Source organism: Melissospora conviva (assembly GCF_049523535.1).
Classification (GTDB): Bacteria; Actinomycetota; Actinomycetes; order Mycobacteriales; family Micromonosporaceae; genus Melissospora; species Melissospora conviva.
This window is the reverse complement of record NZ_JBLLDT010000008.1, coordinates 1-23821: the sequence shown is the minus strand read 5'-3', so window position 1 is coordinate 23821 and position 23821 is coordinate 1. Positions and strand designations below refer to the sequence as shown.

The 23821-nt window shown below is 71.3% G+C and carries 22 protein-coding genes; 11 read left to right on the top strand and 11 right to left on the bottom strand.

Annotated features, from left to right (window positions below; all coding sequences use genetic code 11):
• Positions 1-164: 164 nt before the first annotated feature.
• The 3 genes from ACK8GG_RS17555 to ACK8GG_RS17545 form a co-directional block, all read right to left on the bottom strand.
• Positions 165-3908, bottom strand: a complete 3744-nt coding sequence (locus ACK8GG_RS17555) for a multifunctional oxoglutarate decarboxylase/oxoglutarate dehydrogenase thiamine pyrophosphate-binding subunit/dihydrolipoyllysine-residue succinyltransferase subunit (RefSeq protein ID WP_440356821.1) — start codon at positions 3906-3908, stop codon at positions 165-167.
• 258 nt (positions 3909-4166) lie between these two features.
• Positions 4167-4997, bottom strand: a complete 831-nt coding sequence (locus ACK8GG_RS17550) for an ABC transporter permease (RefSeq protein ID WP_440356820.1) — start codon at positions 4995-4997, stop codon at positions 4167-4169.
• On the bottom strand, positions 4994-5926 hold the full coding sequence (locus ACK8GG_RS17545; RefSeq protein WP_440356819.1) for an ABC transporter ATP-binding protein: 933 nt from the start codon (positions 5924-5926) through the stop codon (positions 4994-4996). The genes ACK8GG_RS17550 and ACK8GG_RS17545 overlap by 4 nt, the downstream gene beginning before the upstream one ends.
• Positions 5927-6226: 300 nt before the next feature.
• Here ACK8GG_RS17545 and ACK8GG_RS17540 point away from each other — a divergent pair, with 300 nt between their 5' ends.
• The 7 genes from ACK8GG_RS17540 to cutA all read left to right on the top strand — a co-directional run bounded on the left by ACK8GG_RS17540 (position 6227) and on the right by cutA (position 13651).
• The gene (locus ACK8GG_RS17540) at positions 6227-6928 is read left to right on the top strand and encodes a response regulator transcription factor (protein ID WP_440356818.1); all 702 of its coding nucleotides are present in this window, start codon (positions 6227-6229) and stop codon (positions 6926-6928) included.
• On the top strand, positions 6925-8475 hold the full coding sequence (locus ACK8GG_RS17535; protein ID WP_440352231.1) for a sensor histidine kinase: 1551 nt from the start codon (positions 6925-6927) through the stop codon (positions 8473-8475). The genes ACK8GG_RS17540 and ACK8GG_RS17535 overlap by 4 nt, the downstream gene beginning before the upstream one ends.
• Before the next feature lie 75 nt (positions 8476-8550).
• A complete protein-coding gene (locus ACK8GG_RS17530; protein ID WP_440356817.1) occupies positions 8551-10128 on the top strand; it encodes a S1C family serine protease in 1578 nt (525 codons plus the stop codon).
• A 234-nt stretch (positions 10129-10362) separates the two neighbouring features.
• Positions 10363-11409, top strand: coding sequence for a glycosyltransferase family 4 protein (locus tag ACK8GG_RS17525; RefSeq protein ID WP_440352246.1), 1047 nt, complete (start codon positions 10363-10365; stop codon positions 11407-11409).
• A gap of 65 nt (positions 11410-11474) precedes the next feature.
• Complete coding sequence (locus ACK8GG_RS17520) at positions 11475-12308, top strand: patatin-like phospholipase family protein (protein ID WP_440352233.1); 834 nt, start codon at positions 11475-11477, stop codon at positions 12306-12308.
• On the top strand, positions 12308-13321 hold the full coding sequence (locus ACK8GG_RS17515; RefSeq protein ID WP_440352234.1) for a 1-acyl-sn-glycerol-3-phosphate acyltransferase: 1014 nt from the start codon (positions 12308-12310) through the stop codon (positions 13319-13321). The genes ACK8GG_RS17520 and ACK8GG_RS17515 overlap by 1 nt, the downstream gene beginning before the upstream one ends.
• 9 nt (positions 13322-13330) lie before the next feature.
• Complete coding sequence (gene cutA / locus ACK8GG_RS17510; protein WP_440352235.1) at positions 13331-13651, top strand: divalent-cation tolerance protein CutA; 321 nt, start codon at positions 13331-13333, stop codon at positions 13649-13651.
• A 48-nt stretch (positions 13652-13699) separates the two neighbouring features.
• Here the strand turns inward: cutA and ACK8GG_RS17505 are convergent, their stop codons facing one another.
• Positions 13700-14470 (bottom strand): SCO4651 family lipoprotein, encoded by a 771-nt coding sequence (locus tag ACK8GG_RS17505; RefSeq protein WP_440352236.1) that lies wholly within the window; start codon positions 14468-14470, stop codon positions 13700-13702.
• A gap of 185 nt (positions 14471-14655) precedes the next feature.
• On the opposite strand from ACK8GG_RS17505, the gene ACK8GG_RS17500 reads away from it, so the two are divergent.
• Positions 14656-15807 carry an FHA domain-containing protein gene (locus ACK8GG_RS17500; protein WP_440356816.1) on the top strand — a complete coding sequence of 384 codons (1152 nt, stop codon included), beginning with the start codon at positions 14656-14658 and terminating at the stop codon, positions 15805-15807.
• 40 nt (positions 15808-15847) lie between these two features.
• On the opposite strand, the gene rocD is transcribed toward ACK8GG_RS17500, so the two are convergent.
• The 3 genes from rocD to ACK8GG_RS17485 form a co-directional block, all read right to left on the bottom strand.
• Positions 15848-17068: an ornithine--oxo-acid transaminase gene (gene rocD, locus ACK8GG_RS17495; RefSeq protein WP_440356815.1), complete on the bottom strand. Its 1221-nt coding sequence runs from the start codon at positions 17066-17068 to the stop codon at positions 15848-15850.
• Positions 17068-17880: a dimethylargininase gene (gene ddaH / locus ACK8GG_RS17490; RefSeq protein ID WP_440356884.1), complete on the bottom strand. Its 813-nt coding sequence runs from the start codon at positions 17878-17880 to the stop codon at positions 17068-17070. The genes rocD and ddaH overlap by 1 nt, the downstream gene beginning before the upstream one ends.
• Before the next feature lie 320 nt (positions 17881-18200).
• Positions 18201-19022, bottom strand: a complete 822-nt coding sequence (locus ACK8GG_RS17485) for a DMT family transporter (protein ID WP_440356814.1) — start codon at positions 19020-19022, stop codon at positions 18201-18203.
• Positions 19023-19262: 240 nt separating this feature from the next.
• On the opposite strand from ACK8GG_RS17485, the gene ACK8GG_RS17480 reads away from it, so the two are divergent.
• Entirely contained in the window at positions 19263-20078 is an 816-nt protein-coding gene (locus ACK8GG_RS17480; protein WP_440355031.1) for an Fpg/Nei family DNA glycosylase, read from the top strand.
• Positions 20079-20178: 100 nt separating this feature from the next.
• Here the strand turns inward: ACK8GG_RS17480 and ACK8GG_RS17475 are convergent, their stop codons facing one another.
• The 4 genes from ACK8GG_RS17475 to ACK8GG_RS17460 all read right to left on the bottom strand — a co-directional run bounded on the left by ACK8GG_RS17475 (position 20179) and on the right by ACK8GG_RS17460 (position 23063).
• Positions 20179-20874: an ABC transporter permease gene (locus ACK8GG_RS17475; RefSeq protein WP_440352241.1), complete on the bottom strand. Its 696-nt coding sequence runs from the start codon at positions 20872-20874 to the stop codon at positions 20179-20181.
• A complete protein-coding gene (locus ACK8GG_RS17470; protein WP_440356813.1) occupies positions 20871-21797 on the bottom strand; it encodes an ABC transporter ATP-binding protein in 927 nt (308 codons plus the stop codon). The genes ACK8GG_RS17475 and ACK8GG_RS17470 overlap by 4 nt, the downstream gene beginning before the upstream one ends.
• A complete protein-coding gene (locus tag ACK8GG_RS17465) occupies positions 21794-22153 on the bottom strand; it encodes a GntR family transcriptional regulator (protein WP_440352243.1) in 360 nt (119 codons plus the stop codon). The genes ACK8GG_RS17470 and ACK8GG_RS17465 overlap by 4 nt, the downstream gene beginning before the upstream one ends.
• A gap of 322 nt (positions 22154-22475) precedes the next feature.
• Positions 22476-23063 carry a DUF1707 SHOCT-like domain-containing protein gene (locus ACK8GG_RS17460; RefSeq protein ID WP_440352244.1) on the bottom strand — a complete coding sequence of 196 codons (588 nt, stop codon included), beginning with the start codon at positions 23061-23063 and terminating at the stop codon, positions 22476-22478.
• A 145-nt stretch (positions 23064-23208) separates the two neighbouring features.
• Between ACK8GG_RS17460 and ACK8GG_RS17455 the strand changes: the two genes are divergently transcribed.
• Together ACK8GG_RS17455 and ACK8GG_RS17450 are read left to right on the top strand one after the other, a co-directional pair.
• Positions 23209-23445, top strand: coding sequence for a hypothetical protein (locus ACK8GG_RS17455; protein ID WP_440352245.1), 237 nt, complete (start codon positions 23209-23211; stop codon positions 23443-23445).
• Between the two features lie 38 nt (positions 23446-23483).
• Positions 23484-23821 (top strand): recombinase family protein (locus ACK8GG_RS17450; protein ID WP_440356812.1); only part of this gene is annotated, 338 nt, incomplete at its 3' end.

The window sequence follows — 23821 nt, the reverse complement described above, 5'->3', positions numbered from 1 at the left end:
GGAGGAATCCGCGCAATGAACGTCCTTGCCGCGATCGAGGGCAGCGTCAACACCATCGGCGCGGGCGCCGCGGCCGGGGGGCCGGCGCGCGCGGGCGCGCGCCCGCGCGCGCCCGCCCCCCCGCCCCCGCCCCAGCTCTGTGTCGTGTGCCTACCTCGACTGCGTCACGGCTGCGGCAGTGCCGCCTCCAGCAGCGCCTTCTGCTCCGCCTCGTGCATCTTGGCCGAACCGACCGCCGGAGCGGCCGCCGCCGGGCGGGAGATGCGGCGCAGCCGCACACCCTCCAGGTGCTCCAGCAGGTTCAGCGCGACGAAGGACCAGCCGCCCTGGTTGGCCGGCTCCTCCTGCACCCAGGCGTAGTCCTCGGCGTTCGGGTACTGCGCCAGCGCCGCCCGCACGTCCTCGACCGGCAGCGGGTAGAGCTGCTCGACGCGGATGATCGCGGTGTCGGTGATGCCGCGCTGCGCCCGGGCCTGGAACAGGTCGTAGTAGACCTTGCCGGAGCAGAGCAGCACCCGCTTGACCGCCTCCGGCGCCGGGTTGCCCGAGTCGGCCAGCACCGGCTGGAAGGTGCCGGTGGTGAAGTCCTCGATCGCGGAGACGCAGAGCTTGTGCCGCAGCAGCGACTTCGGGGTGAAGACCACCAGCGGCTTGCGCTTGGGCGAGAGCGCCTGACGGCGCAGCAGGTGGAAGTGGTTCGCCGGGGTCGACGGAATCACCACCCGCATGTTGTCCTCGGCGCAGAGCTGCAGGAAACGCTCCGGCCGGCCGGAGGTGTGGTCCGGTCCCTGACCCTCGTGGCCGTGCGGCAGCAGCAGGGTGACCGCGGAGGGCTGGCCCCACTTCACCTCGCCGGAGGAGATGAACTCGTCGATGACGGTCTGGGCGCCGTTGACGAAGTCACCGAACTGCGCCTCCCAGCAGACCAGCGCGTCCGGGTTCTCCACCGAGTAGCCGTACTCGAAGCCCATCGCCGCGTACTCGCTGAGCAGCGAGTCGTGGACGAAGAAGCGGGACCGGTCGCCGTCGCCGGTGAGGGCGTCGAGCGGGACGTGCTCCGCGCCGCTCTCGGCGTCGACGATCACCGCGTGCCGCTGCACGAAGGTGCCGCGGCGGGAGTCCTGTCCGGCGAGCCGGACGGTGACGCCCTGGTTGAGCAGGGTGCCGAAGGCGAGGATCTCACCGAAGCCCCAGTCGATGCCGCCCTCGGCGGCCATCTTGGCCCGCCGGTCGAGCAGCTGCTGGATCCGCTTGTGCGGGGTGAAGTCCGCCGGCAGCTCGACGTGCGCCTGGCCGATCGCGGTGATGACCGAGGCGTCGACGCCGGTGGGGACCACCGGCTCGGGCTCGGCCTGGCGCTTGGGCCGGCTCGGCTGGTTGGGCTTGGAGGCCGCGTCCCGGGTGGCCTTGAAGACCCGCTCCAGCTGCGACTGGTAGTCGCGCAGCAGCTCCTCGGCGTCCTCGACGGTGATGTCGCCGCGGCCGATCAGCTCTTCGGTGTAGAGCTTGCGCACCGAACGCTTCGAATCGATGATCTGGTACATCTGCGGGTTGGTCATCGAGGGGTCGTCGCCCTCGTTGTGACCGCGCCGGCGGTAGCAGACCATGTCGATGACGACGTCCTTGTTGAACTCCTGCCGGTACTCGAACGCCAGGCGTGCCACCCGGACGACGGCCTCGGGGTCGTCGCCGTTGACGTGGAAGATCGGCGCCTGGATCATCCGCGCGATGTCGGTGCTGTAGAGGCTCGAGCGGGAGTACTCCGGGGCGGTGGTGAAGCCGACCTGGTTGTTGACCACCACGTGCATGGTGCCGCCGGTGCGGTAGCCACGCAGCTGGGAGAGGTTGAGCGTCTCGGCGACCACACCCTGGCCGGCGAAGGCCGCGTCACCGTGGACGGCGACCGGCAGGACGGTGTAGCCCTCGAGCTTGAGGTCTATGCGGTCCTGCTTGGCCCGGACGATTCCCTCCAGCACCGGGTCGACCGCCTCCAGGTGGGAGGGGTTGGCGACCAGGGAGACCTTGACGGCTCGCTCTTCGTCGGGGGTGGTGAACTTGCCGTTCTGCCCGAGGTGGTACTTCACGTCGCCGGAGCCCTGCGTCGAGCGCGGGTCCAGGTGACCCTCGAACTCCGAGAAGATCTTCTCGTACGGCTTTCCGACGATGTTGGCGAGCACGTTGAGCCGGCCGCGGTGGGCCATGCCGATGACGACCTCGTCGAGCTGCGACTCGGCGGAGGCCTCCAGCACCTCACCGAGGAGCGGGATCAGCGACTCGCCGCCCTCCAGCGAGAAGCGCTTCTGGCCGACGTACTTGGTCTGCAGGAAGGTCTCGAAGGCCTCGGCGGCGTTGAGCCGGTTGAGGATGTGCTTCTGCTCCTCCGGCGTCGGCTTGTCGTGGCGCTGCTCGATGCGCTCCTGGATCCAGCGGCGCTCCTCCGGGTCCTGGATGTGCATGTACTCCACGCCGACGCGCCGGCAGTAGGAGTCGCGCAGCACGCCGAGGATGTCGCGCAGCTTCATCCGCTGCCGGCCGGCGAAGCCGTTGACCGGGAACTCGCGGTCCAGGTCCCAGAGCGTCAGGCCGTGCTGGAGCACGTCCAGGTCGGGGTGCTTGCGGATGGCGAACTCGAGCGGGTCGGTGTCGGCCATCAGGTGACCGCGCACCCGGTACGCGTGGATCAGCTCGTGCACCCGGGCGGTCTTGTCGATCTGCCCCTCGGAGTCGACCGCGACGTCGCGGACCCAGCGCACCGGCTCGTACGGGATGCGCAGCGAGGTGAAGATCTCGTCGTAGAAGCCGTGCTCGCCCAGGATCAGCTCGTGCATCACCTTCAGGAACTCGCCCGACTGGGCGCCCTGGATGATCCGGTGGTCGTAGGTGCTGGTCAGGGTGATGATCTTGCTGACGGCGAGGTCGGTGAGGGCCTTCTCCGACATGCCGGCGTACGGCGCGGGGTACTCCATCGCGCCGACACCGATGATCGTGCCCTGGCCGACCATCAGGCGCGGCTGGGAGTGGACCGTGCCGATGCCGCCGGGGTTGGTCAGCGAGATGGTCGCGCCGCTGTGGTCGTCCATCGTCAGCTCGTTGCGCCGGGCCCGGCGGACGATCTCCTCGTACGCCTGCCAGAAGCCGCGGAAGTCCAGCTCCTCACAGCCCTTGACGGAGGGGACCACCAGGTTGCGCGAGCCGTCGGGCTTGACCAGGTCGATGGCGATGCCGAGGTTGACGTGCTCGGGGACGACGACGGACGGCTTGCCGTCGGTCTCGGCGAAGGAGTTGTTCATCTCCGGGTGCAGGGCGAGGGCCTTGACCATCGCGTACCCGATGAGGTGGGTGAAGCTGATCTTGCCGCCGCGCCCGCGGGCGAGGTGGTTGTTGATCACGATGCGGTTGTCGACCAGCAGCTTCGCCGGCACGGCCCGCACGCTCGTCGCGGTCGGCACCGACAGCGAGGCGTCCATGTTCTGCACGATCTTGGCCGCGATGCCGCGCAACGGCGTGGTCCGGGGACCAGCCGCGGGCTTCTTGGCGGCCGGCTTCGCCTTGGCGGGCTCAGCCTTCTTGGCGGGCTCGGCCTTCTTGGCGGCGGGCTCGGCCTTCCTGGCGGGCTCGGCCGTGGCGGCGGCCGGCTTCGGGGCGGCCTTGGCCGGCTCGGCCGGCTTGGCCGCGGGCTCGGCCTTCTTCGCCGTCGCGGCGGGCGCGGACGCCGGAGCCGGCGTGGCAGCGGGGGCGGCCGGCTTCTCGGCGGCCTGCTCCGGCCGGTAGTCGGCAAAGAAGTCGTGCCAGGCGGAATCGACGCTGGTGGGGTCGTTGAGGTACCGCTGGTACATTTCCTCGACGATCCACTCGTTCGGGCCGAATCCCGCTAGTGGGTTCTCCTGCGAAGTCTGCTGGGTCGACACGGCCGGTAATCGCCTCTTTCACGCGGGTTGTATGGCACGCGGGGAATCCTGACCCCAACCCTGGCGGGTTCAGGTCATAAGACGGCACCCAGGCTACGCCGTGCGAATGCCGTCAGTGTCGTCGCCTCCGCCGCGTGGTCGGTCTCACAGGTGGTGCCGCAATTTCCATCATCGCAGCGTCCGCCCGTGATCGCCCGGTGACGTGCCGTACCGCCACCGCCCGGCCGGGGATCTCCTTCGATCCCCGGCCGGCGCGGGTCAGGAGATGTCGCGCTTGCGCAGCAGCGCGGTGCCGACGGCGCCGGTCACCACCGCGTAACCGATGAGCACCACGGCGCCGACCCAGCGGGCGGGGTTGCCGGGCAGGTCGGTGCCGGTGACCATGAGCTGCGAGGCCAGCGGCGGGATCAGCACCTGGAGGTTGTTGATCCAGTCGCCATAGCGAGTCGCCAGCAGGATGATGGCCGTCCCCGCGCCGATGTAGCCGCCGAGGTAGACCACGATCGCGGTGACGGTGGCGCCGAGCTGGCTGCGGACCAGGATGCCGATGCCGACGCCGAAGATCGCCCAGAGCAGGTACGCGAGCCCGTTGAGGCCGATGGCCTGCCAGATCGCCCCGCTGTCCAGCTGACTGTCGACACCGTAGGACGACAGGATGGGCAGGGTCACCGCAAAGTTGAGCAGGGTGGTGGCGAGCCAGAAGAAGACGCCGAGGATCGCCGCAGCGCCGAGCTTGGCCAGGCTCACCGCTGTGCGGTGCGGGGTGGTGAGGAAGGTCGTCGTCACCGTCTGGTGGAAGAACTCGCTCGTGATCACCAGGATGCCGAGCACCATCACCATCAGCAGACCGAAGAACTGCCCGTTGGTGTAGAGGTTGGCGGCCACGTTCTCGAGCTGCGCCGCGACGGCCAGCGCCTCGTTGCCCTCCATGGCCGAGAGCTCCCCGACCAGCTCCGCGTCGAGCAGGGTCTCGGTCTGCAGCCAGTTGAAGAAGAGCGTCAGGGCCCAGAGGGGGACCGTGACCAGGGCGAGGATCCACCACGTGCTGGTGGTGCGGATCTTGAAGAGTTCGGCTCGGACCAGCTTCATCGGATGCCCGCCTTTCCGGCCGTCAGTTCCAGGAAGACCCGTTCCAGGTCGGGTTTGTCGGTGACCAGCTCGTGCAGCTCGGCCTGGGCGGCCAGCGCGGCCCGGCCGATGGCCGGCGCGTCGGCGCCGGTGACCACCAGCAGATCCGGCTCCGGCCGCTCGACGGTCGCCTGGGCTTCGGTCAGCGCCTTCGCCAGCGCGTCGGCCTGCGGCGTGCGGACCCGCACCCGGGCGGTGGCCGAGTGGAGAACCTCGCCCACCGGGCCCTGCTGGATCAGCTTGCCGGCCGCGATGATCACCACATCGTCGGCGAGCAGCTGCATCTCCGACAGCAGGTGGCTGGAGACCAGCACGGTACGGCCCTCGGCCGCGAGCGACTTGAGGAAGTCGCGCATCCAGCGGATGCCCTCCGGGTCGAGCCCGTTGGCCGGCTCGTCGAGGATCAGCACCTGCGGGTCACCGAGCATGGCGGCGGCGATACCGAGGCGCTGCTTCATGCCCAGCGAGTAGCCCTTGAACTTCCGGTCGGCGGCCGGGGTCAGCCCGACCATCGCCAGCACCTCGTCGGCGCGCGAGCGCGGCAGCCCGGTCGCGACGCAGATCATCCGCAGGTGGTTGAGGCCGGTACGCCCCTTGTGGGCGCTGCTCGCCTCCAGGACCGCGCCGACGTGGCGTACCGGATCGTGCAGGTCGGCGTAGCGGACGCCGTTGAAGGTGGCGCTGCCGGTCGTCGGGGTGACCAGGTTGAGCAGCATCCGCAGGGTGGTGGTCTTACCGGAACCGTTGGGTCCGAGGAAGCCGGTCACCCGGCCGGGTTGAACGGTGAACGAGAGGTTGTCCACCGCCCGGAGTTGCTTGTACTGCTTGGTGAGGCCGGAGACCACGATCCGGCCGGTGGAATCAGAAGGGCTCTGCTGCCCGTGCGTCATTTTTCTCCTCCCGAGCGGCGCTGCGATGCGCCGGTCACAGCGTGACGTTCGCGGAGGGTGACGGGCAATAGAGATCAGGACCGAGGCCCAGGTCCTCCGGAGGGAGGACATCTCCTGCCAGGGGCGGACCGCCTACGCCGCGACAGCCACCGTGAACTCTGCCGTGTAGGACCGACAGTGTCGCAGACCGGCGCCACCGGCCTTCGGCCGCGCGCCGCGGGCGACCACCGGCAGCATTCACTCAGTCACTTCTCAGAAACCCCCCAGGACGACCCCAGGCTCTGCGCGGATGATGGGGACATGGCCGCACCCCAGACCGAAGCGCAGCTGCTCGTCGTCGAGGACGACCCGAACATCCTGGAGCTGCTCTCCGCCAGCCTCCGGTTCGCCGGGTTCGGCGTGACCACGGCGACCAGCGGTAGCGCGGCCGTCGCGGCCGCCAAGCAGAGCAGCCCGGACCTCGTGGTCCTCGACGTCATGCTGCCCGACCTGGACGGGTTCGAGGTGATCCGGCTGCTGCGCGAGGGGGGTGCGCGTACCCCGGTGGTCTTCCTGACCGCCCGGGACGCCACCGACGACAAGATCCGCGGGTTGACCCTCGGCGGGGACGACTACGTCACCAAGCCGTTCAGCCTGGAGGAGCTGACCGCCCGGATCCGGGCAGTGCTGCGGCGCACCAGTGGCGGTGAGCAGAGCGCGTCCCGGCTCACCTTCGCCGACCTGGAGCTCGACGAGGAGACCCACGAGGTCTACCGGGCCGGCCAGCGGGTGCAGCTGTCGCCGACGGAGTTCAAGCTGCTGCGCTACCTGATGCTCAACGCCAACCGGGTGCTCTCCAAGGCGCAGATCCTCGACCACGTCTGGAACTACGACTTCCGTGGCGACGACAACATCGTCGAGTCCTACATCTCCTACCTGCGCAGGAAGGTGGACAACGTCGAACCCCGGCTGATCCACACCCTGCGCGGTGTCGGCTACGTCCTGCGCAAGCCGGCGGCGTGACGGCGATAGCCGGGTTCCGGGCCTGGGTGCGCGGCGTTCCGCTGCGTGTCAAGCTCGTCACGTCCGTACTGACGCTGGTCGCGGCGGCACTGGTGGTCATCAGCGTGATGACCACCGTCTTCCTCCGCAGCTACCTGATCGGCCAGGTGGACCGGGACCTCTACGGTGCCGCCCACAGCGTCGAAAGAATCCTGAACCACGGACGGAACGCGCAGGTGACCCTGCCCAGCGACTTCGTGGCGGTCGAGGCACGCGCCTACGAGATCGGCGCCCCCACGTACGACTTCAACAATCTCGGCCGCCAGGAGCTGCCGCCCTTTCCGACCAGCATCCAGGGCTTCGCCGACCTGGTCGGCAAGCCGTTCACCGTGCCGGCCGAGGACCACCGCAGCCGGTGGCGGATGCTCTACACCGAACTGCCCGACGGCCGGTACGCCGCCATCGGCCAGTCCCTCACCGACGTCGACCTGGCGGTCGCCCGGCTGGCCTGGATAGACCTCCTGGTGGGCACCGCGGTGCTGATCCTGCTCGCCTCGATCGGCGCGGGCATCGTGCGGACCAGCCTCAAGCCGCTGGTCGACATCGAGCGTACGGCCGCGGCGATCGCCGGCGGCGACCTGAGCCGCCGGGTGCCCGACCCGGAGGCCGGGGTCGCCGAACCGAGCTCCGAACTCGGCCGGCTCTCCCGGGCACTCAACGCCATGCTCAGCCAGATCGAGGTGGCCTTCACCGACCGGGCCGCCTCCGAGGCGGCGGCCCGGTCGGCGGAGGCAGCGGCCCGCAACGCCGCGCTGGCGGCCCAGTCGTCGGAGGCGCGCGCCCGCCACTCCGAGGAGCGGATGCGGCAGTTCATTGCCGATGCCTCCCACGAACTGCGGACGCCGCTGACCACCATCCGCGGTTTCGCCGAGCTGTACCGGCAGGGCGCGGTCGCCGAACCGGAGAAGACCGCGCAGCTGCTGCGGCGCATCGAGGACGAGGCGTCCCGGATGGGCCTGCTCGTCGAGGACCTGCTCCTGCTGGCGCGGCTGGACCGGGAGCGTCCGCTCAAGACGGCGCCGGTGGAGCTGCCGGTGCTCGCCACCGAGTCGGTCGAGGCCGCCCGCGCCGTCGCGCCGCAGCGGCAGATCGCGCTGGAGGTCGAACCCGGCTCCGGGGACCTGGTGGTGCTCGGCGACGACTCGCGGCTGCGCCAGGTGCTGGGCAACCTGATGACCAACGCGGTGACCCACACCCCGCCCGAGGCATCGGTGACGCTGCGGCTGCGCCGGGAGGCCGACGAGGCCGTGGTGGATGTGGTCGACACCGGTCAGGGGCTCACCCCGGAGCAGGCCGAACGGGTCTTCGAGCGCTTCTACCGGGTCGACTCGGCGCGTACCCGATCGGCGGCCGGGGCGACCAGCACCGGCCTCGGGCTGGCCATCGTCGCCGCCATCGTCGCCGCGCACCGCGGCACGGTGCAGGTGGACGGCACACCCGGCGGGGGCACCACCTTCCGGGTCCGGCTGCCACTGGCACCCGAGACCGACCAGGGGGAGCAGCCGTGACCCCGGATTCCGATTCACAGGTTTCCTTCAGGCCCGGCAAAGCCGCGATGCAGGATGGCGGGGAAGACTAGCGGCATGGCCGAGTTCGACAACGATCCGCAGGGGCGTCCCACCGACGCCGAGCGGTCGCACCCCAGCGCAGGACTGCCGCACGCCCGTTCCGGGCAGCAGCCGGACACCTCGTCTCCGGCCGACGGTGTGTACGACGCCGGGCCGGTCGAGCCGGATCCCGCGGCGCAGCCGCAGCCTGGTGTTGCAGCCGCGATCGGCGACCCGGGGCCGCAGCCGGGTGGCGAGGCCGCTCCGGCCGGCAACCCGGGTTCGCAGCCGGGTGAGGCGCTTCCCGCCGGCTCCCCGGGCCCGCAGCCGCAGCCGGCCTGGCAGGAGGGGCCGGGTCCGCAGTCCGTCTGGCAGGAGGGGCCGCGTCCGCAGCCCGTCTGGCAGGAGGGGCCGCGTCCGACGCAGCCGGCGTGGGCCGTGAACCAGAGCGCGCCGCAGCCCGCCTGGGCGCAGGGCCCGGCCGCCCCGCCCTGGCCGCCGAACGACCCGCAGCCCGGTTACCCCCACTCCGGCTACCCGCTGCCCTGGGGCGCCGTACCCCCGCAGCCCCGCTCCGGCCGGATCGGCAAGGCCATCGTGGGTGGCGTCGCCGTGCTCGCGTTGATGGTCGGCTCCGGCATCGCCGGCGGGGCGATCGCCACCACGCTCGACGACGACAACGGCGCCGCGGCGGTCTACAGCGCCGCACCGATCATCAACAGCGCCGACCTGCCCGCCATCGCCTCGCAGGCCGCCACCAGCGTCGTGTCGATCACGACGGGTTCCGGCGAGGGTTCCGGCGTCATCCTGACCGCCGACGGCAACGTGCTCACCAACAACCACGTCATCGCCGACGCGGGCGCCACCGTCCGGGTGGTCTTCGCCGACGGCAGCACGGCCGCCGCGAAGGTCGTCGGCACCGACCCCAAGACCGATCTGGCCGTGGTCAAGGCCGAGGGTGTGACGGATCTGAACCCGGCGGCCTTCGGTGACAGCGACGCGATGCGGGTCGGGGACACGGTGCTGGCGCTCGGCAGCCCGTTGGGCCTGCAGGGCTCGGTCACCTCGGGCATCATCAGCGCCCGGGACCGGACCATCCAGGCCGGCAACGGCGACGGCCAGTCCCCGCGGCAGGGCATCAGCAGCATCTCCGGCCTGCTCCAGACCGACGCGCCGATCAACCCGGGCAACTCCGGCGGGGCACTGGTCAACACCCGCGCCGAGGTCATCGGCATCAACACCGCCATCGCCACCTCCGGTGAGAGCGACGGCAACATCGGTGTCGGCTTCGCCATCCCCAGCAACAAGGCCAACAAGGTCGCCGAGCAGCTCATGCGGGGCGAGAAGGTGTCGCACCCGACGCTCGGCGTCAGCGTCGCCACCGGGGAGAACGGTGGCGCGGTGGTCGCCTCGGTGGTCGAGGGCAGCGCGGCGGCGAAGGCGGGCCTGCAGCGCGGTGACGTCATCACCCGCTTCGGTGACCGCGACATCAACCAGTCCGACGACCTGGTCGCCGCCGTGCAGTCCGCGCAGGTGGGCGACCGTCTGGAGCTGGTCTACTCCCGCAACGGGGCGGAAGCCCGGGTGACCGTCACCCTGGCCGAAGCCGACTAGCGGTACGTAGCCTGCCTCCCACAGTCGGCGGCGGGTGACCCGGTCCAGGGGGTTGGCCGGGTCACCCGCCGCTTTTTCATCGCTGCGCCCGGTGCGCCGCCGCAGCGACTCCGGCGGCTGTTTACCGGGATGCCCGCCGGGAAGAACGCCGATCCGGTTGGCGCGGGGTGGAGAGGGGCGGCGGTGAGGGGTGCTCCGTCCACGCGTACGACGCCCCGGCCGCTGCGGATCGCCATGGTCGTGCCGCCCTGGTACGAGGTGCCGCCGCCCGGATACGGGGGACTGGAGCTGGTCGCCGCCGGTCTGGTGGACGCGCTGACCGCCCGCGGCCACCAGGTGACGGTTTTCGGGGCCGGCGCGTACGGCGGGACGACCGGACGCTTCGTGAGCACCGTCGGCGAACCCCAGCAGCACCGCCTCGGCGAGGCACTGCCCGAGCTGGTGCACCTGGCGCGGGTGAACTCGCTGCTCGCCACGGCGGACTTCGACGTGCTGCACGACCACACGATGGTCGGGCCGCTGCTGCGCCGCCCGCCGCTGCCTGCCGTGGCGACCGTGCACAACAACCCGGTCGGCGAGTTCGCCGACCTGCTGCGGGGTGCCGACCCGCAGGTCGGGCTGGTGGCGATCTCCGCGGCGCAGCGGCGGCTCGCCCCGGACCTGCCCTGGATCGGGGTGGTGCACAACGGGGTGGACATGGAGCGGATACCGCGCAAACAGGAGCCGGCGGCGGACGGCCCGGTGCTCTGGCTGGCCCGCTTCAGCGCCGACAAGGGGCCCGAGGCTGCCATCCGGGCGTGCCGGGACGCCGGCCTGCCCCTGCTGCTGGTCGGCAAGTGCCGGGAGCCGGCGGAGCACCGCTACCTCACCGACGTGATCCGCCCGCAGCTCGGCGCGGACGTCCGGGTGCTGCTCAACGTCGACCGGGCACGCTGTCTCGAACTGCTGCTCACCGCCCGCTGTCTGATCATGCCGCTGCAGTGGGAGGAGCCCTTCGGCATGGTCATGGTCGAGGCCATGGCCACCGGCACCCCCGTCGTGGCGCTCAGCCGCGGGGCGGTGCCGGAGGTCGTCCGCCACGGCGTCACCGGGTTCAGCTGCGCCGGCCCCGAGGAGCTGTCCCGCGCCCTGGGCCAGGCGCACCGGCTCGATCCGCAGGACTGTGTGCGGCACGTCGACGACCACTTCTCCACCACGCGGATGGCCGCCGGCTACGAGCAGATCTACCACCGGACGGTGCGGGCCGGGGGTTCGTCGACGGCACCGGTCGCGGATCGCTGAGGAGCCGCTGCGGCGCCGCGGCACCCCGACACGCCGACGAGCGGCCACGTGCCAGGATGAGGGCCATGTCGAACCCGACCACAGCCTTCGTGCTCGGCGGCGGCGGCGTGCTCGGCGCCGTCGAGGTCGGCATGCTGCGGGCGCTGTTCCGGGCGGAGATCCAACCCGATCTGGTGGTCGGCACCTCCATCGGCGCCGTCAACGGCGCGCTGGTCGCCGCCGACCCCAGCGAGGCCGTCACCGACCGGTTGCTGCGTCTCTGGAGCTCCCCCGAGGCCGGTGAGGTCTTCGGTGACTCGGTCGCCCGGCAACTGCGGCGCTTCGCTGCCCGTACGCATCTGCACTCGCCCCGGCCGTTGCGCCGGCTGCTGGAGCGCGAACTCGGCGAGGAGTGCACCTTCGCCGACCTGAAGCTGCCGTTCCGCTGCTGCGCGGCGAACATCGAGCGCGCCGCCGAACACTGGTTCGACAGCGGCTCCGTTGTCGACGCCGTGCTCGCCTCGGCGGCCGTACCCGGGCTGTTGCCGCCGGCGCAGATCGACGGCCGGCACTACATCGACGGCGGCATCGTCAACTCCATCCCCGTCGACGAGGCGGTCCGGGCCGGGGCCACGAGGATCTATGTCCTGCAGGTCGGGCGGATCGAACGGCCGCTCGCCCCGCCGCGGCGTCCCTGGGAGGTCGCGCAGGTCGCCTTCGAGGTCGCCCGCCGGCACCGGTTCGCCCGCGAGATGGCCGATCTGCCGCCCGAGGTGGAGGTCCACGTCCTGCCCACCGGCGGCGTCGACCCGCGGGACGACACCCCGTGGGCGTACCGGGACATGACGGCGGTGGGGCGGCGGATCAGCCGGGCGTACGCGGCCTCGCGCCGCTACCTCAACGAGCAGCGGGAGAGCTGATGCCCTTGCCGCCGCGCCGGCTGCGCCGGCTGGTCCTGGCACCGGCGATGGTGGCGCTCGGGGTGGTGCTGGTGACGGGCCTGCCGATCTGGTTGCTGCTCGCCGCGGCGCTCTCCCCGCTGGTGCGCGGCTGGCTGCGCGTTCCCCGTCTGCTCTGGCTCGGCGTCGTCTACGTGGTGCTGGACTCCGCGGCGCTGCTGCTGTTGCTGCTGCTCTGGATCTGCTCCGGGTTCGGCTGGAAGCTCTGCACGCCCGGCTTCCAGCGCGTGCACTACGTCTGCACGGGGTGGTTCCTGCGGGTGCTGTTCTGGCAGGTTCGCTGGACGATGCACCTGAGTATCGACATCGTCGGCACCGACCCCGACACCGCGCTGCCCGGCCGTCCGGAGCTGGTGCTCAGCCGGCACGCCGGCCCCGGTGACTCGTTCATCCTGATCCACGCCCTGGTGAACTGGTTCCAGCGGGAGCCGCGCATCGTCCTCAAGGACAGCCTGCAGTGGGATCCGGCGATCGACGTGCTGCTCAACCGCTTGCCGAGCCGCTTCATCGCGGCCGGCAGCGGGCCGGAGACGATCGCGCAGATCGGGGAGCTGGCCACCGGGCTGGACGCCAACGACGCCTTCGTGATCTTTCCGGAGGGGGGCAACTTCACCCCGGGCCGACGGTTGCGGGCGATCGACCGGTTGCGCGCCAAGGGCATGCGGCGGATGGCGGACCGCGCCGAGGATCTGCAGCACGTCCTCGCGCCGCAGCCCGGTGGGGTGCTCGCCGCCCTGGACGCCGCACCGGACGCCGGGGTGATCTTCGTGGCGCACACCGGGCTGGACCGGATGCTGACCGTCGCCGACGTCTGGCGGGAGCTGCCGATGGACAAGCGGATCGTCATGCGGTTCTGGTCGGTGCCGCCGGAGGAGATCCCGGCGGGCCGGCAGGAGCGCATCGACTGGCTCTACGACTGGTGGGCGCGCATCGACGACTGGATCGCCGAGCACCGTGAGCCCGTAGCCGGTTAGGGTTCCCGGGTGGACGAGATCTGTGTGGTGACGACCGTGGTGGATTCGCGGTCGGTCGCCGACGTGCTCGCCGCCGCGGCGGTCGCCGGCCGGCTGGCGGCCTGCGCCCAGGTGGGGGCGGAGGTGCGGAGCACGTACTGGTGGCAGTCCAACGTGGAGACCACTACCGAATGGACGGTGCAGTTCAAGACCGCTCCGGACCGGGCCGACGCGCTGATCGAACAGCTGCGCCACAGCCACCCGTACGAGGTGCCGGAGATCCTGGTGTCGCACGTGGGCAGCGGCAATCCCGACTACACGGCGTGGGTGCGGGAACAGACCCGCGTGTGACGGCGTGGGCGAGGCGTCCCGTGGACACCCCGCCCACGCCGCGGCGTGTCAGTTGCCGGGGAAACCGGGGATGGTCGAGGGGGCTTCCTGGACCTGGTCCGCCGGCGGCCGCTGCACGTTGACGGCGACGCCGAAGTCGGAGTAGGTGGTGCTCAGCTTCCCCGCCGCGGAATTGACGACGCTCATGTCGACCTCGAAGGAGGTCAGCCGGCCCTGCGGGTCGACGCTGGCGGTGAAGGGCACGGCGCGGGCGCCGTCACCGAGCAGCGCGGCGGCAGCCGCGTTGGCGCCTTCGGCCTTGGTCATGTCGATCGTGCCGGCGTAGCGACCGTCGCCGGTCTGCTTGACGTCGACGATGTTCTCCATCGTCTTCGCCGCGCTGCCCGGGTCGCCGTCGGGCATGAAGTTGAGGTTGGCGCTGTCGCTGTACTTGGTGATGTCGATGTGCATCCACTTGTCGCCGGTCAGGCCGGGCATCCTCATGTAGAAGTCGTCACCCAGCGCCCGCAGCTCCATGTTCTGCTGGCCGCCCATGTCCATGGTCATCTCGACCATGCGGGTCTTCGGGTCCATCACCCCGGTGCCGGTCATCCCGGTCGTGGTCATCTTGACCCGCACGCTCTGTTCGCCGAGCTTCATCGCGGCGGCCGCGAGGGCCTCGCGGGCGTCGGCGGCGGTGCCGGTCGGAGCCGCCGAGCTCGTCGGGTCGAGCGTGGCGTCCGGCGAGGCCGACCCTCCGTTGCTGCCACATCCGGCTACACCGATGGCAGCCGTCGCCAGCAGCGCGATGCCCGTCCTGGTCATCCGTCCGTATCTCATGCGAATTCTCCGGATTCAGCTTTGACCGAAACATGGGGGTTCCGGCGGGACTCGAATCAGGGTAGCCCCGATCGACAACCATCGCGCGGCGAGCGATTACGCCTCGCCCCCAGCGCTGGGCGGCGCAGCGCCCACGCCCCGGGCTCGCTAGGGTCTTCCCATGGCAGAGGCACGCGGAGCCCATCGTGAGATTTGAGATCAGCAAGGTCCTGGACGCGATCGAGGGCCGGGTACGGACCGACCCGGCGCTGGCCCGTGCGGTGCTCGATCTGGCCGAGGTGAGCCGATACCGGGACTTCGACAACGGCCGTCCGGCGAGCCTGCTGCGCCTCGGGGTCGTCGTCGACGCGCTGGGCCGGGCGATGGAGGAGGACAACGTCCCCGTCTACGCGGTGGTGCACCGGGCGATGCTCTCCGACGCCGACCTGACATCCAACGAGCGCATGGTGGTCCGGCGCTGGGCCGACGACGGCCTCGTGGAGGTGCTGGACAACCCGGGCGACCGGCTGCTGGAGGTGGCCGACCTGCTCGGCCTGCCAGTGCTGACCCGGGCGCGCTTCGACGGCCTGAACGGCCGGTTCCCCTGGCTCGCCGAGCCCGGCCGGGTGCTCGCCCCGGTCCCGGCCGCCGGCGGGGCCGCGTTGATCGCGCACGTGGGCGGGGGAGCGAAGCCGGTCAGCGGCGCACGTTCAACCGCCGGCGCGCAGCTGGTGACCCGGCGCTGGCGCTGCCCCGAACCGGGCTGTGCGCTCTTCGGTGACGCCGGCGGCGGTGGCGGGGCCTTCGCCGACCTGGCCCGCTCCGAACGCAAGCCGGACGGCCAGCCGCCGCCCTCGCTGCGCGCTGGCGTCCCCAGCTGCCCCCGGCATCAGACCCGGCTCGCCGACGCCGGTGCGCGGCCCCGCACGGAGGTGCTCGCGGTCCGCATCGGCGGGCTGGTCCGGCAGCGTTTCGCCGTCACCGAGGGGGAGCCGGTGCTGGTCGGCCGCGCCCCCGACGGCGACGGCGGAATCACCCTCGGACAGTGGCTCAACGACGAGGCGCGGCGCTGGATCAGCCGCAGCCATCTCCGTATCGAACTGCACGGCGGCGACCTGGTCGCGCACGACGTCAGCACCAACGGTTCGGGCGTACGGCCGGCCGGCTCGATGGTCGAGACGGAGCGGGTGGCGCTGCCACCCCGGCAGCGGCGGGTGCTGGGCCGGGGCGACCTGATCGAGCTCTATCCCGGGGTGCAGGTCGGGCGCGCCGCGGAACTGCCCTCCGCGGCGCCGTACCAGCCGACCTCGGTGATGGCCGAGGCGCCCACGATGGCGATGCGCCTGCCGCGCCCCTGACCGGCTCCCGGCGCCTCAGTTCCCCCTGCCGTACGGCGCCTCAGCTCTCCTGCAGGACGGCGCCGAGCTGGGCCACCGCGTGGTCCAGTTCGGCGGCCGAGATGACCAGCGGTGGAGCCAGCCTGATCGTCGACCCGTGGGTGTCCTTGACGAGCACGCCCCGTTCGGCGAGCCGCTCACAGGCCTGCCGGCCGGTCATCAGCGCCGGATCGATGTCGACCCCGGCCCAGAGACCGCGGCCGCGTACCGCCAGCACGCCGTGACCGACGAGGTCGCGCAGTCCGGTGTGCAGCCGCGCGCCGAGTTCGGCGCTGCGGCGCTGGAACTCGCCGGTCGCCAGCAGCCGCACCACTTCGGTGCCGACGGCGCAGGCCAGCGGGTTGCCGCCGAAGGTGGAGCCGTGCTGCCCGGGGCGCAGCACCCCGAGCACAGCCGTGTCCCCGACCACGGCCGAGACCGGCACGATGCCGCCGCCGAGCGCCTTGCCCAGCAGGTACAGGTCCGGCACGACCCCCTCGTGGTCGCAGGCGAAGGTCTCACCGGTACGCCCCAGCCCGGACTGGATCTCGTCGGCGAGCAGCAGCACGTTGCGCGCGGTGCAGACCCGGCGCACCCCGGCGAGGTAGCCCGCCGGCGGCACCACCACACCCTGCTCACCCTGGATCGGCTCGATCAGCACCGCCACCGTGGTGTCGTCGATGGCGGCCTCGATCGCGGCCAGGTCGCCGTAGGGCACGATCCGGAAACCGGGGGTGTACGGCCCGAAGTCGTCGCGGGCGTCCGGGTCGGTGGAGAAGCCGACGATGGTGGTGGTCCGGCCGTGGAAGTTCCCCTCGGCGACCACGATGCTCGCCTGGTCGGCCGGCACGCCCTTGACCTGGTAGCCCCATTTGCGGGCGACCTTGATGCCGGTCTCCACCGCCTCCGCGCCGGTGTTCATCGGCAGCACCAGGTCCTTGCCGCAGAGCTCGGCCAGCTCCCGGCAGAAGTCGGCGAACATGTCGTGACCGAACGCCCGGCTCGTGAGGGTGAGGCGGTCGAGCTGGGCGTGCGCGGCGGCGATCAGCTGTGGGTGGCGGTGGCCGAAGTTCAGCGCGGAGTAGCCGGCCAGGCAGTCGAGGTAGCGGCGGCCGTCCACATCGGTCACCCAGGCGCCCTTGGCCTCGGCGATCACCACCGGCAGCGGGTGGTAGTTGTGCGGGGTCCAGCGCTCGGCGTCGCGGACCGCCTCCGCCGTATGCAGCGATTCGTCCGTTCTCATCAGGCGCCCTTTCCCTGTCGCAGCCGCAGCGTGCAGCACTTCGGTCCGCCGCCGGCGCGGCGCAGTTCGGAGAGGTCCACCTCGACGGGTAGGTAGCCGCGTTCCCGCAGCCGTCCGGCGAGCTGCGGGGTGCCGGCCGGGAGCACCACGTGCAGACCGTCGCTGACCGCGTTGAGCCCGAACACTTCGGCGTCGCCCGCGGTGGCGAGCACGGCGTCCGGGAAGAGCCGCCGCAGCACGGCCTGGCTGCCGGGGGAGAAGGCCTCCGGCAGGTACGCCACCGTCCGTTCGTCGAGGACGGTCAGCGCGGTGTCCAGGTGGTAGTAGCGGGGGTCGACCAGCTGCAGGCTGATCACCGGGTAGCCGAAGAGCTCCTGCAGCTGGCGGTGCGCGGCGTGACTGGTGCGGAAACCGGTGCCGGCCAGCAGCAGATCCCCGGCGAGGAGGATGTCGCCCTCGCCCTCGTTGACGTGCTTCGGCTCGTACGTCGGCAGCCCCGCCTCGGCGAACCAGGACAGATAGGCGGGCGCCTCGTCGGCGCGCTGCGGGTTGCGGAACTGCACCCCGAGGGCCTTGCCGTCGATGACGGTGCCGCCGTTGGCGGCGAAGACCATGTCGGGCAGCCCGGGCACCGGTGCGATCTCGGCGACGGTGTGGCCGAGGTCGAGGTGGGCCTGGCGCAGCTGCTCCCACTGTCGGATCGCGCGGTCGGTGTCGACCGGCTGGGACGGGTCCATCCAGGGGTTGATGACGTAGTCGACGGCGAAGTACGTCGGCCGGCACATCAGATAGTGCTGCCGGGTCGGTTCCATCGGCATGTTCGCTCCACTGCTCGGGCGCGCCGGGGCCACGGTCGGCTCGGCCGGCTGGCGCCGTCAGTCCACGCTATGCGCCGCCGGATGCCGAATCCACCGCCGAGGGCTGCGTAGAGCGCATGATCGTTGCGTGTGGAGCGGTTCGTGCTCGCGATTCGTTTCGCAGGGGGAGAAAAGACGGTCGGGGGCGGCGCACCGCCGCCCCCGAGATTGCGTCCTACCCGGTGAAGTCAACCTGGGGTTGCGTCCAACCCCGTGGACCACCGAAGGTTCGCGAACTCCGGTGAACCACCGGAGCCGGTCCGATCATTACCCGGTCAGAACAGCTCCTCAAACTGTGAGTCAAGCCACTCCCGCAGCCGCAGCACCCAGTCGCCGTCGGCGGTGGGCCAGCCGAACTGACCGGTCATGGCGAGCACACCGAGCACCACGGCGGCCAGTCCGATGCCGACACCGAGCAGCCCGTCCGCCTTGCCGGTCACGTGCCGGCGGCGGCTGGCGATCAGACCGAGCACCGCCAGGACCGCGCCGATGGCGCCGAGCGCGATGCCGTAGCCGGCGAGGGCGCCGGCGAGGACGAAGCCGGCGCCGGCGACCGAGACGATCAGGCCGAGGGTCGCCAGCAGGCTCGCCCGGGGGCGCGGACCGGCCGGTGCGACCGGAACCACCTCGGTGGGACCGGCGGCACCGGTCTCGTCGGCGTCCCGGCTGTCGGCGCCGCGGTCGGCGTCCCGGCGGGCGTCGGTGCCCCGGTCGGTGTCGGTGTCCCGGTGGGTGTCGGCGTCGGTGGTGTCCCGCAGCCGGCTGTCGCCGGTGTCGGGCGCCGGAACCGTGGCGGTTCGGCCGGCGCCCGTGCGGGTCCGGTCCGTTGCCGTCGCGCCGGTGCGGTCCGCCGTGTCCGGCGGGTTGCCGACGGTGTCGGTGCGGCCGGTGGCCGTCGCCGTATCGCGCACGCCGGTCACGCCGGTGCCGTCAACCGGGTCGGTGGCCCCGCTGCGTGCGGTGCCGTCGGTCAGTCCGCTGTCGTCGGTCCGGCCGGCGTTGTCGCTCGGGTTTGCACTGTCGGTTCGTGCTGCACTGTCGGTCTGTCTGGTGTCCGTGGCGCCGGTGCGGTCGCCGGACAGGGGGTTCCTGACCACATCACACCTCCTGATCAATGCGCGTGGCCCGGTGCGGCACCGATGTGCGGTGTGCCGTACCGCCCCGGCGCCCTGAGCAGGCGCCCGCGCGAGTTGTGGCGACCGAGTACCCGATGTCCGGTCTGCGCAACCCTGCCCGCCCGGCGGCCGGCCGCGTGGTGGGGATTCCGGGTACGGCGGAGGGCGCTCGGGCGGCGGCTGCGGCAGGGTCGGGCGGGTGGGCGAACTATGCTGGCAGCCGTGCCGGAGGGACATTCGATTCACCGCCTGGCGTTGCGCCACGCCGCCTGTTTCGCCGGTGACAAGGTGCAGGCCGCCAGCCCTCAGGGTCGCTTCGCCGAGGGCGCGGCCCGGATCAGCGGCACCCTCCTGGAGAGCACCGAGGCGTACGGCAAGCACCTGCTGCACCACTACGCCGACGAGCAGACGCTCCACGTCCATCTGGGCCTCTACGGCAAGTTCACCGAGGGCGAGGGCGAGCCGCCGGCACCGGTCGGACAGGTACGGCTGCGGCTGGCCAGCGACCGGTACTGGGTGGATCTGCGCGGCCCGACCGCCTGCGAACTGCTCACCCCCGGCGAGGTGTCGGCACTGCGGGCCCGCCTCGGCCCCGACCCGTTGCGCGACGACGCCGACCCGGAGCGGGCGTACGCGCGCATCTCGCGCAGCGCGACCCCGCTCGGGGCGTTGCTGCTGGACCAGTCGGTGGTGGCCGGCACGGGGTTGATCTTCGTGACGGAGTCGCTGTTCCGGGCCGGTCTGCCGCCGACGCTGCCCGGCCGGGCGCTGACCCGCGACGGCTGGGAAGCGCTCTGGGCGGACCTGGTGACGCTGATGGGGATCGCGCTGGAGCGGGGCCGGATCGACACCGTCCGCGACGTGCACCTGCCGGAGGCGATGGGCCGCCCGCCGCGGGTGGACCGGCACGGGGGAGAGGTGTACGTCTACCGCCGCCCCGGCGCGCCCTGCCACGTCTGCGGCACCCCGGTCAGCCGCGGCGACCTGGCGGCCCGCAACTTCTACTGGTGCCCGACCTGCCAGCCGCGCCGTCCCTGAACGCGACGCCGGGAGCCGGCCCGAGTAAGGGCGAGTGGAGCGGCCCGCACGGTGCGGGGCGGTTCCCCCGTGGAACCGCCCCGCACCTGCGCCGGTCCGTTCAGACGGTCACTCGACGGATCAGCAGGTGGCTCAGCGCGGCCAGCGGCACGACCAGCAGCAACGGCCAGCCGATGAAGAGCCCGACCGTGGACTGGTCGACGAACCAGCCACCCACCGCCCTCCACCGCTCCGCCCGGGTGATCAGGTAGACCGCGGCGCCGATGGCGAGGATCGCCGCCACCGAGAGGGTGAGGACGCCGTTGGCCCCCCACCTCTTGAAGACCAGCCCGACGGCGAATCCGAGTACGCCGAAGAGCAGGAACGGCACGGTGTAGACGAGGATCTGCAGCAGCGGATTGCTCGTGCTCATGAACGGCAGGCCGAAGAAGGCCAGCTCCACGCCGAAACCGTCGGTGGCCCGCTCGATGAGGGCGAAGAGGTACAGCAGGGTGCCGTAGAGGAGCGCCTCCGTGGTCAGCATGAGGCCGGACGCGAGGTGGAACGTCCGCCGGCTGACCCCGAGACCGAGCGCGAACGGCAGGTCCTGACTGACACTGATCAGATAGGCGACGAAGACGACGGTGTAGATGCTGAGCAGCCCACCCGTGGTCGACTCGCCGACGGTCTGCCGCACCAGCGCCGACTGGATCGCGTAATTGATCAGAAACGAGCTGAACAGGATGCCCCACGGCCAGGCGATGTTGATCGGCCAGTTCAGCAGCTGCATCCGGACGACGGCGAGGACTCGGCTCATCGGAGGATCTCCTTCTCGGGGCTGTCGCCGGCGGTCTCGGCGTCGGCCGGACGCCGCGGCGAGGCGGTGAGGCGCACCACCAGCTCCTGCAGGGATTCGGCCTCCACGCGCAGACCCAGCGAGCGGGCCCGGTCGTGGTCGGCCGGGACGAACGCGCCGCGCAGGGTTACCCGGGCGGTGCCGTTGAGCGTCGTACGGTGCAGTTCGGTGCCGGCCGCGGCGAACTCGTCGACGGCACGCGACGCCCCGGAGACCGTCAGCAGCTGTCCGCGGACGGCCTCGACCTCGTCGTCGAGAACGATCCGGCCCCGGTCGATCAGCAGCACGTGCTCGATCAGGGCGCTGACCTCGTCGATGAGGTGGGTGCTGAGCACGACGGTGCGGGGATGCTCGCTGAAATCGGTGAGCAGCCGGTCGTAGAAGAGCTGCCGCGCCACCGCATCGAGGCCGAGGTACGGCTCGTCGAAGAAGGTCAGTGGCGCCCGGGAGGCCAGTCCGATGATGATGCCCAGGGCGGAGAGCATGCCGCGGGAGAGCTTCTTGACGAGGCGGTCGGCGGGCAGCTGGAAGTCCTCCAGCAGGGACCGGGCGAAGCGTTCGTCCCAGTTTGGGTAGACCAGCGCGGCGGCACCGAGGGCGTGGCGCACCCGCAGGTGCTGCGGGTAGACCTGACTCTCCTTGATGAAGCAGACCCGGGAGAGCACCGCCTCGTTCTCGTACGGGGCCTTCCCGAAGACGGCCACCGAACCGCTGGTGGCGAACTCCTGGGCGGTGAGGATCCGCATCAGGGTGGTCTTGCCGGCCCCGTTGCGGCCGAGCAGGCCGTAGATGCGGTGCTCGTTCAGGGTGAGGTTGACGTTCTCCAGCGCGGTGAACTTCCCGTACCGCTTGGTCAGGTTATCAACGGCGATGGCCGGGATCATGACCTCTCCTTTGCCGCGTCGATCATCTTTTTGAGGTCGGTGGCGCTGATGCCGAGCTTGCGCGCTTCGGTGACCAGCGGGTTGACGTACTGGTCGGCGAACTCCTCGCGGCGCCGGGTGCGCAGCTTCTCCCGGGCGCCAGGGCTGACGAACATGCCGATTCCTCGTCTCTTGTAGAGAGTCCCGTCGTCGACGAGCTGGTTGACGCCCTTGGCTGCCGTCGCCGGGTTGATCCGGTGAAAGGCGGCCAGCTCGTTCGTGGAGGGGACCTGGGTCTCCTCCGGCAGGCTCCCGTCGAGGATCGCGTTTTCGAGCAGCTCGGCGATCTGGAGAAAGATCGGGCGGTCGTTCTCCATCAGGGGCACCGCCGGTCCTGACGACCCGGCCGCCGAGGCGGAGCTTGGTTAGCCGGTTCATTACTCATGTAGCTAACCATGCAACCGAAGGGGTGAGATGTCAAGCGGCCTACCCGAAATCCCGTCCCGCCCTGAACGCGAAACGGCCCCCCGGCGTGCTGCCGAGGGGCCGTGCGGGTGGTGGATCGTGCCGGTCACCACCAGGGCGTGCGGGGTGACCTCCCGGTCACCACCAGGGCGTGCGGGGTGACCTCCCGGTCACCACCAGGGCGTACTGGGTGACCTCCCGGTCACCACCAGGGCGTACTGGGTGACCTCCCGGTCACCACCAGGGCTTGCGGGGCGGGCGGACGGTCACCTCGCCGAAGATCACGTTGCAGTGCACCTCGATCACCGGCGAACCCGGGACCACCGGCCCCTTCAGCTTGGAGCGCTTGTCGCCGAAGATCGCCTTGCCGGTCATCCGCACGTCCATCCCCTCCGGCACCACGATCGTCACGTCGCCGAAGATCGCCTCGGCCTCGATGGTCGTCACCCGGTGCTGCAGGTGGGCCTCCTGCAATTCGATGCGGCAGTCACCGAAGACCGCCTTCGCCTCCACCACCTCCGGCACCCGCCAGATGCCCTTGCGGGACTCACTGCCGAAGATGGCGGTGAGCTTCTCCCGCGTCGCCGGGGTGCCGAAGGGGACGGGCGGCGTCGCCACGGGGGAGACGACCGGCAGGTCGTCGGTGAGCTTCGCGAGCTCGCCCCGGGTCTTCGCGGCATGCGCGGTGGTGGCGCGGTCGGCGTACTCGTCGAGGGTCAGCCGGCCCTCGGTCGCGGCCTGGCCGAGCAGTTCGACGACCTGCTCGCGCTCGGCGTCCGAGACTCGAATCCGGTCATGGTCGTCGTGCCGCTCCAGCTCCATGCCGCTGATCCTAACGACCGCCCGCAGCCGTCGGTCCCGGCGATCGGCGGCACTCGCCGCCCTCGGCAAGCGCCGACCTCGGTGCACCCCGCCCGGGACGGCGTGCGGGGCGGTGGATGTCACCGGCAGGTGATAGGACAGTGCGATGACGGAATCGAGCGCAGGCAATGCCTTCCACGATCTCGACGCCTACCTCGCGTTGCCGCGTCCGGCCGGGCTGACGCTCTCCCCGGACGGCACCCGCCTGGTCACCTCGGTCGCGACCCTCGACGCCGCCGGCACCCGGTACGGCACGGCGCTGTGGGAGGTCGACCCGGCGGGCGACGCCCCGGCCCGGCGACTGACCCGCGGCGCCAAGGGGTGCCAGCTGCTGGATCGGTAGCGTGCTTTAGATAGCAGAAGCTTTCTATAATGATGATTATGAACTTGAAGGAGTGGGCAGCGGAGACCGGTATCTCGTACGCGACCGCGCTGCGGCGGTACAAGTCCGGGACGCTGCCTGTTCCTACGTACCGCCTTGGTCGGTTGATCATGGTGGGTGAGCCGGTTACCACTTCGGTGTCCGCCGGGGTGGGGCAGACGGTGGTGTACGCGCGGGTGTCGTCGGCCGACCAACGCGCCGATCTGGACCGGCAGGTGGCCCGGGTCGTCACCTGGGCGACCGGGCAGGGTCTGCCGGTGGACCGGGTGGTCACCGAGGTCGGGTCGGCGCTGAACGGGCGGCGTAAGAAGTTTCTGGCGCTGTTGCGTGACCCGGC

Excerpts from the sequence above, each read along its gene's own strand:
- ACK8GG_RS17530 (WP_440356817.1), top strand. The coding sequence starts at position 8,551 with ATGGCCGAGTTCGACAACGATCCGCAGGGGCGTCCCACCGACGCCGAG.
- ACK8GG_RS17465 (WP_440352243.1), bottom strand. The coding sequence starts at position 22,153 with ATGGAGAACGACCGCCCGATCTTTCTCCAGATCGCCGAGCTGCTCGAA.
- ddaH (WP_440356884.1), bottom strand. The coding sequence starts at position 17,880 with ATGGAACCGACCCGGCAGCACTATCTGATGTGCCGGCCGACGTACTTC.
- ACK8GG_RS17550 (WP_440356820.1), bottom strand. The coding sequence starts at position 4,997 with ATGAAGCTGGTCCGAGCCGAACTCTTCAAGATCCGCACCACCAGCACG.
- ACK8GG_RS17515 (WP_440352234.1), top strand. The coding sequence starts at position 12,308 with ATGCCCTTGCCGCCGCGCCGGCTGCGCCGGCTGGTCCTGGCACCGGCG.
- ACK8GG_RS17455 (WP_440352245.1), top strand. The coding sequence starts at position 23,209 with ATGACGGAATCGAGCGCAGGCAATGCCTTCCACGATCTCGACGCCTAC.
- ACK8GG_RS17520 (WP_440352233.1), top strand. The coding sequence starts at position 11,475 with ATGTCGAACCCGACCACAGCCTTCGTGCTCGGCGGCGGCGGCGTGCTC.
- ACK8GG_RS17540 (WP_440356818.1), top strand. The coding sequence starts at position 6,227 with ATGGCCGCACCCCAGACCGAAGCGCAGCTGCTCGTCGTCGAGGACGAC.
- ACK8GG_RS17475 (WP_440352241.1), bottom strand. The coding sequence starts at position 20,874 with ATGAGCCGAGTCCTCGCCGTCGTCCGGATGCAGCTGCTGAACTGGCCG.
- ACK8GG_RS17470 (WP_440356813.1), bottom strand. The coding sequence starts at position 21,797 with ATGATCCCGGCCATCGCCGTTGATAACCTGACCAAGCGGTACGGGAAG.
- ACK8GG_RS17505 (WP_440352236.1), bottom strand. The coding sequence starts at position 14,470 with ATGAGATACGGACGGATGACCAGGACGGGCATCGCGCTGCTGGCGACG.
- ACK8GG_RS17460 (WP_440352244.1), bottom strand. The coding sequence starts at position 23,063 with ATGGAGCTGGAGCGGCACGACGACCATGACCGGATTCGAGTCTCGGAC.
- ACK8GG_RS17525 (WP_440352246.1), top strand. The coding sequence starts at position 10,363 with ATGGTCGTGCCGCCCTGGTACGAGGTGCCGCCGCCCGGATACGGGGGA.
- rocD (WP_440356815.1), bottom strand. The coding sequence starts at position 17,068 with ATGAGAACGGACGAATCGCTGCATACGGCGGAGGCGGTCCGCGACGCC.
- ACK8GG_RS17545 (WP_440356819.1), bottom strand. The coding sequence starts at position 5,926 with ATGACGCACGGGCAGCAGAGCCCTTCTGATTCCACCGGCCGGATCGTG.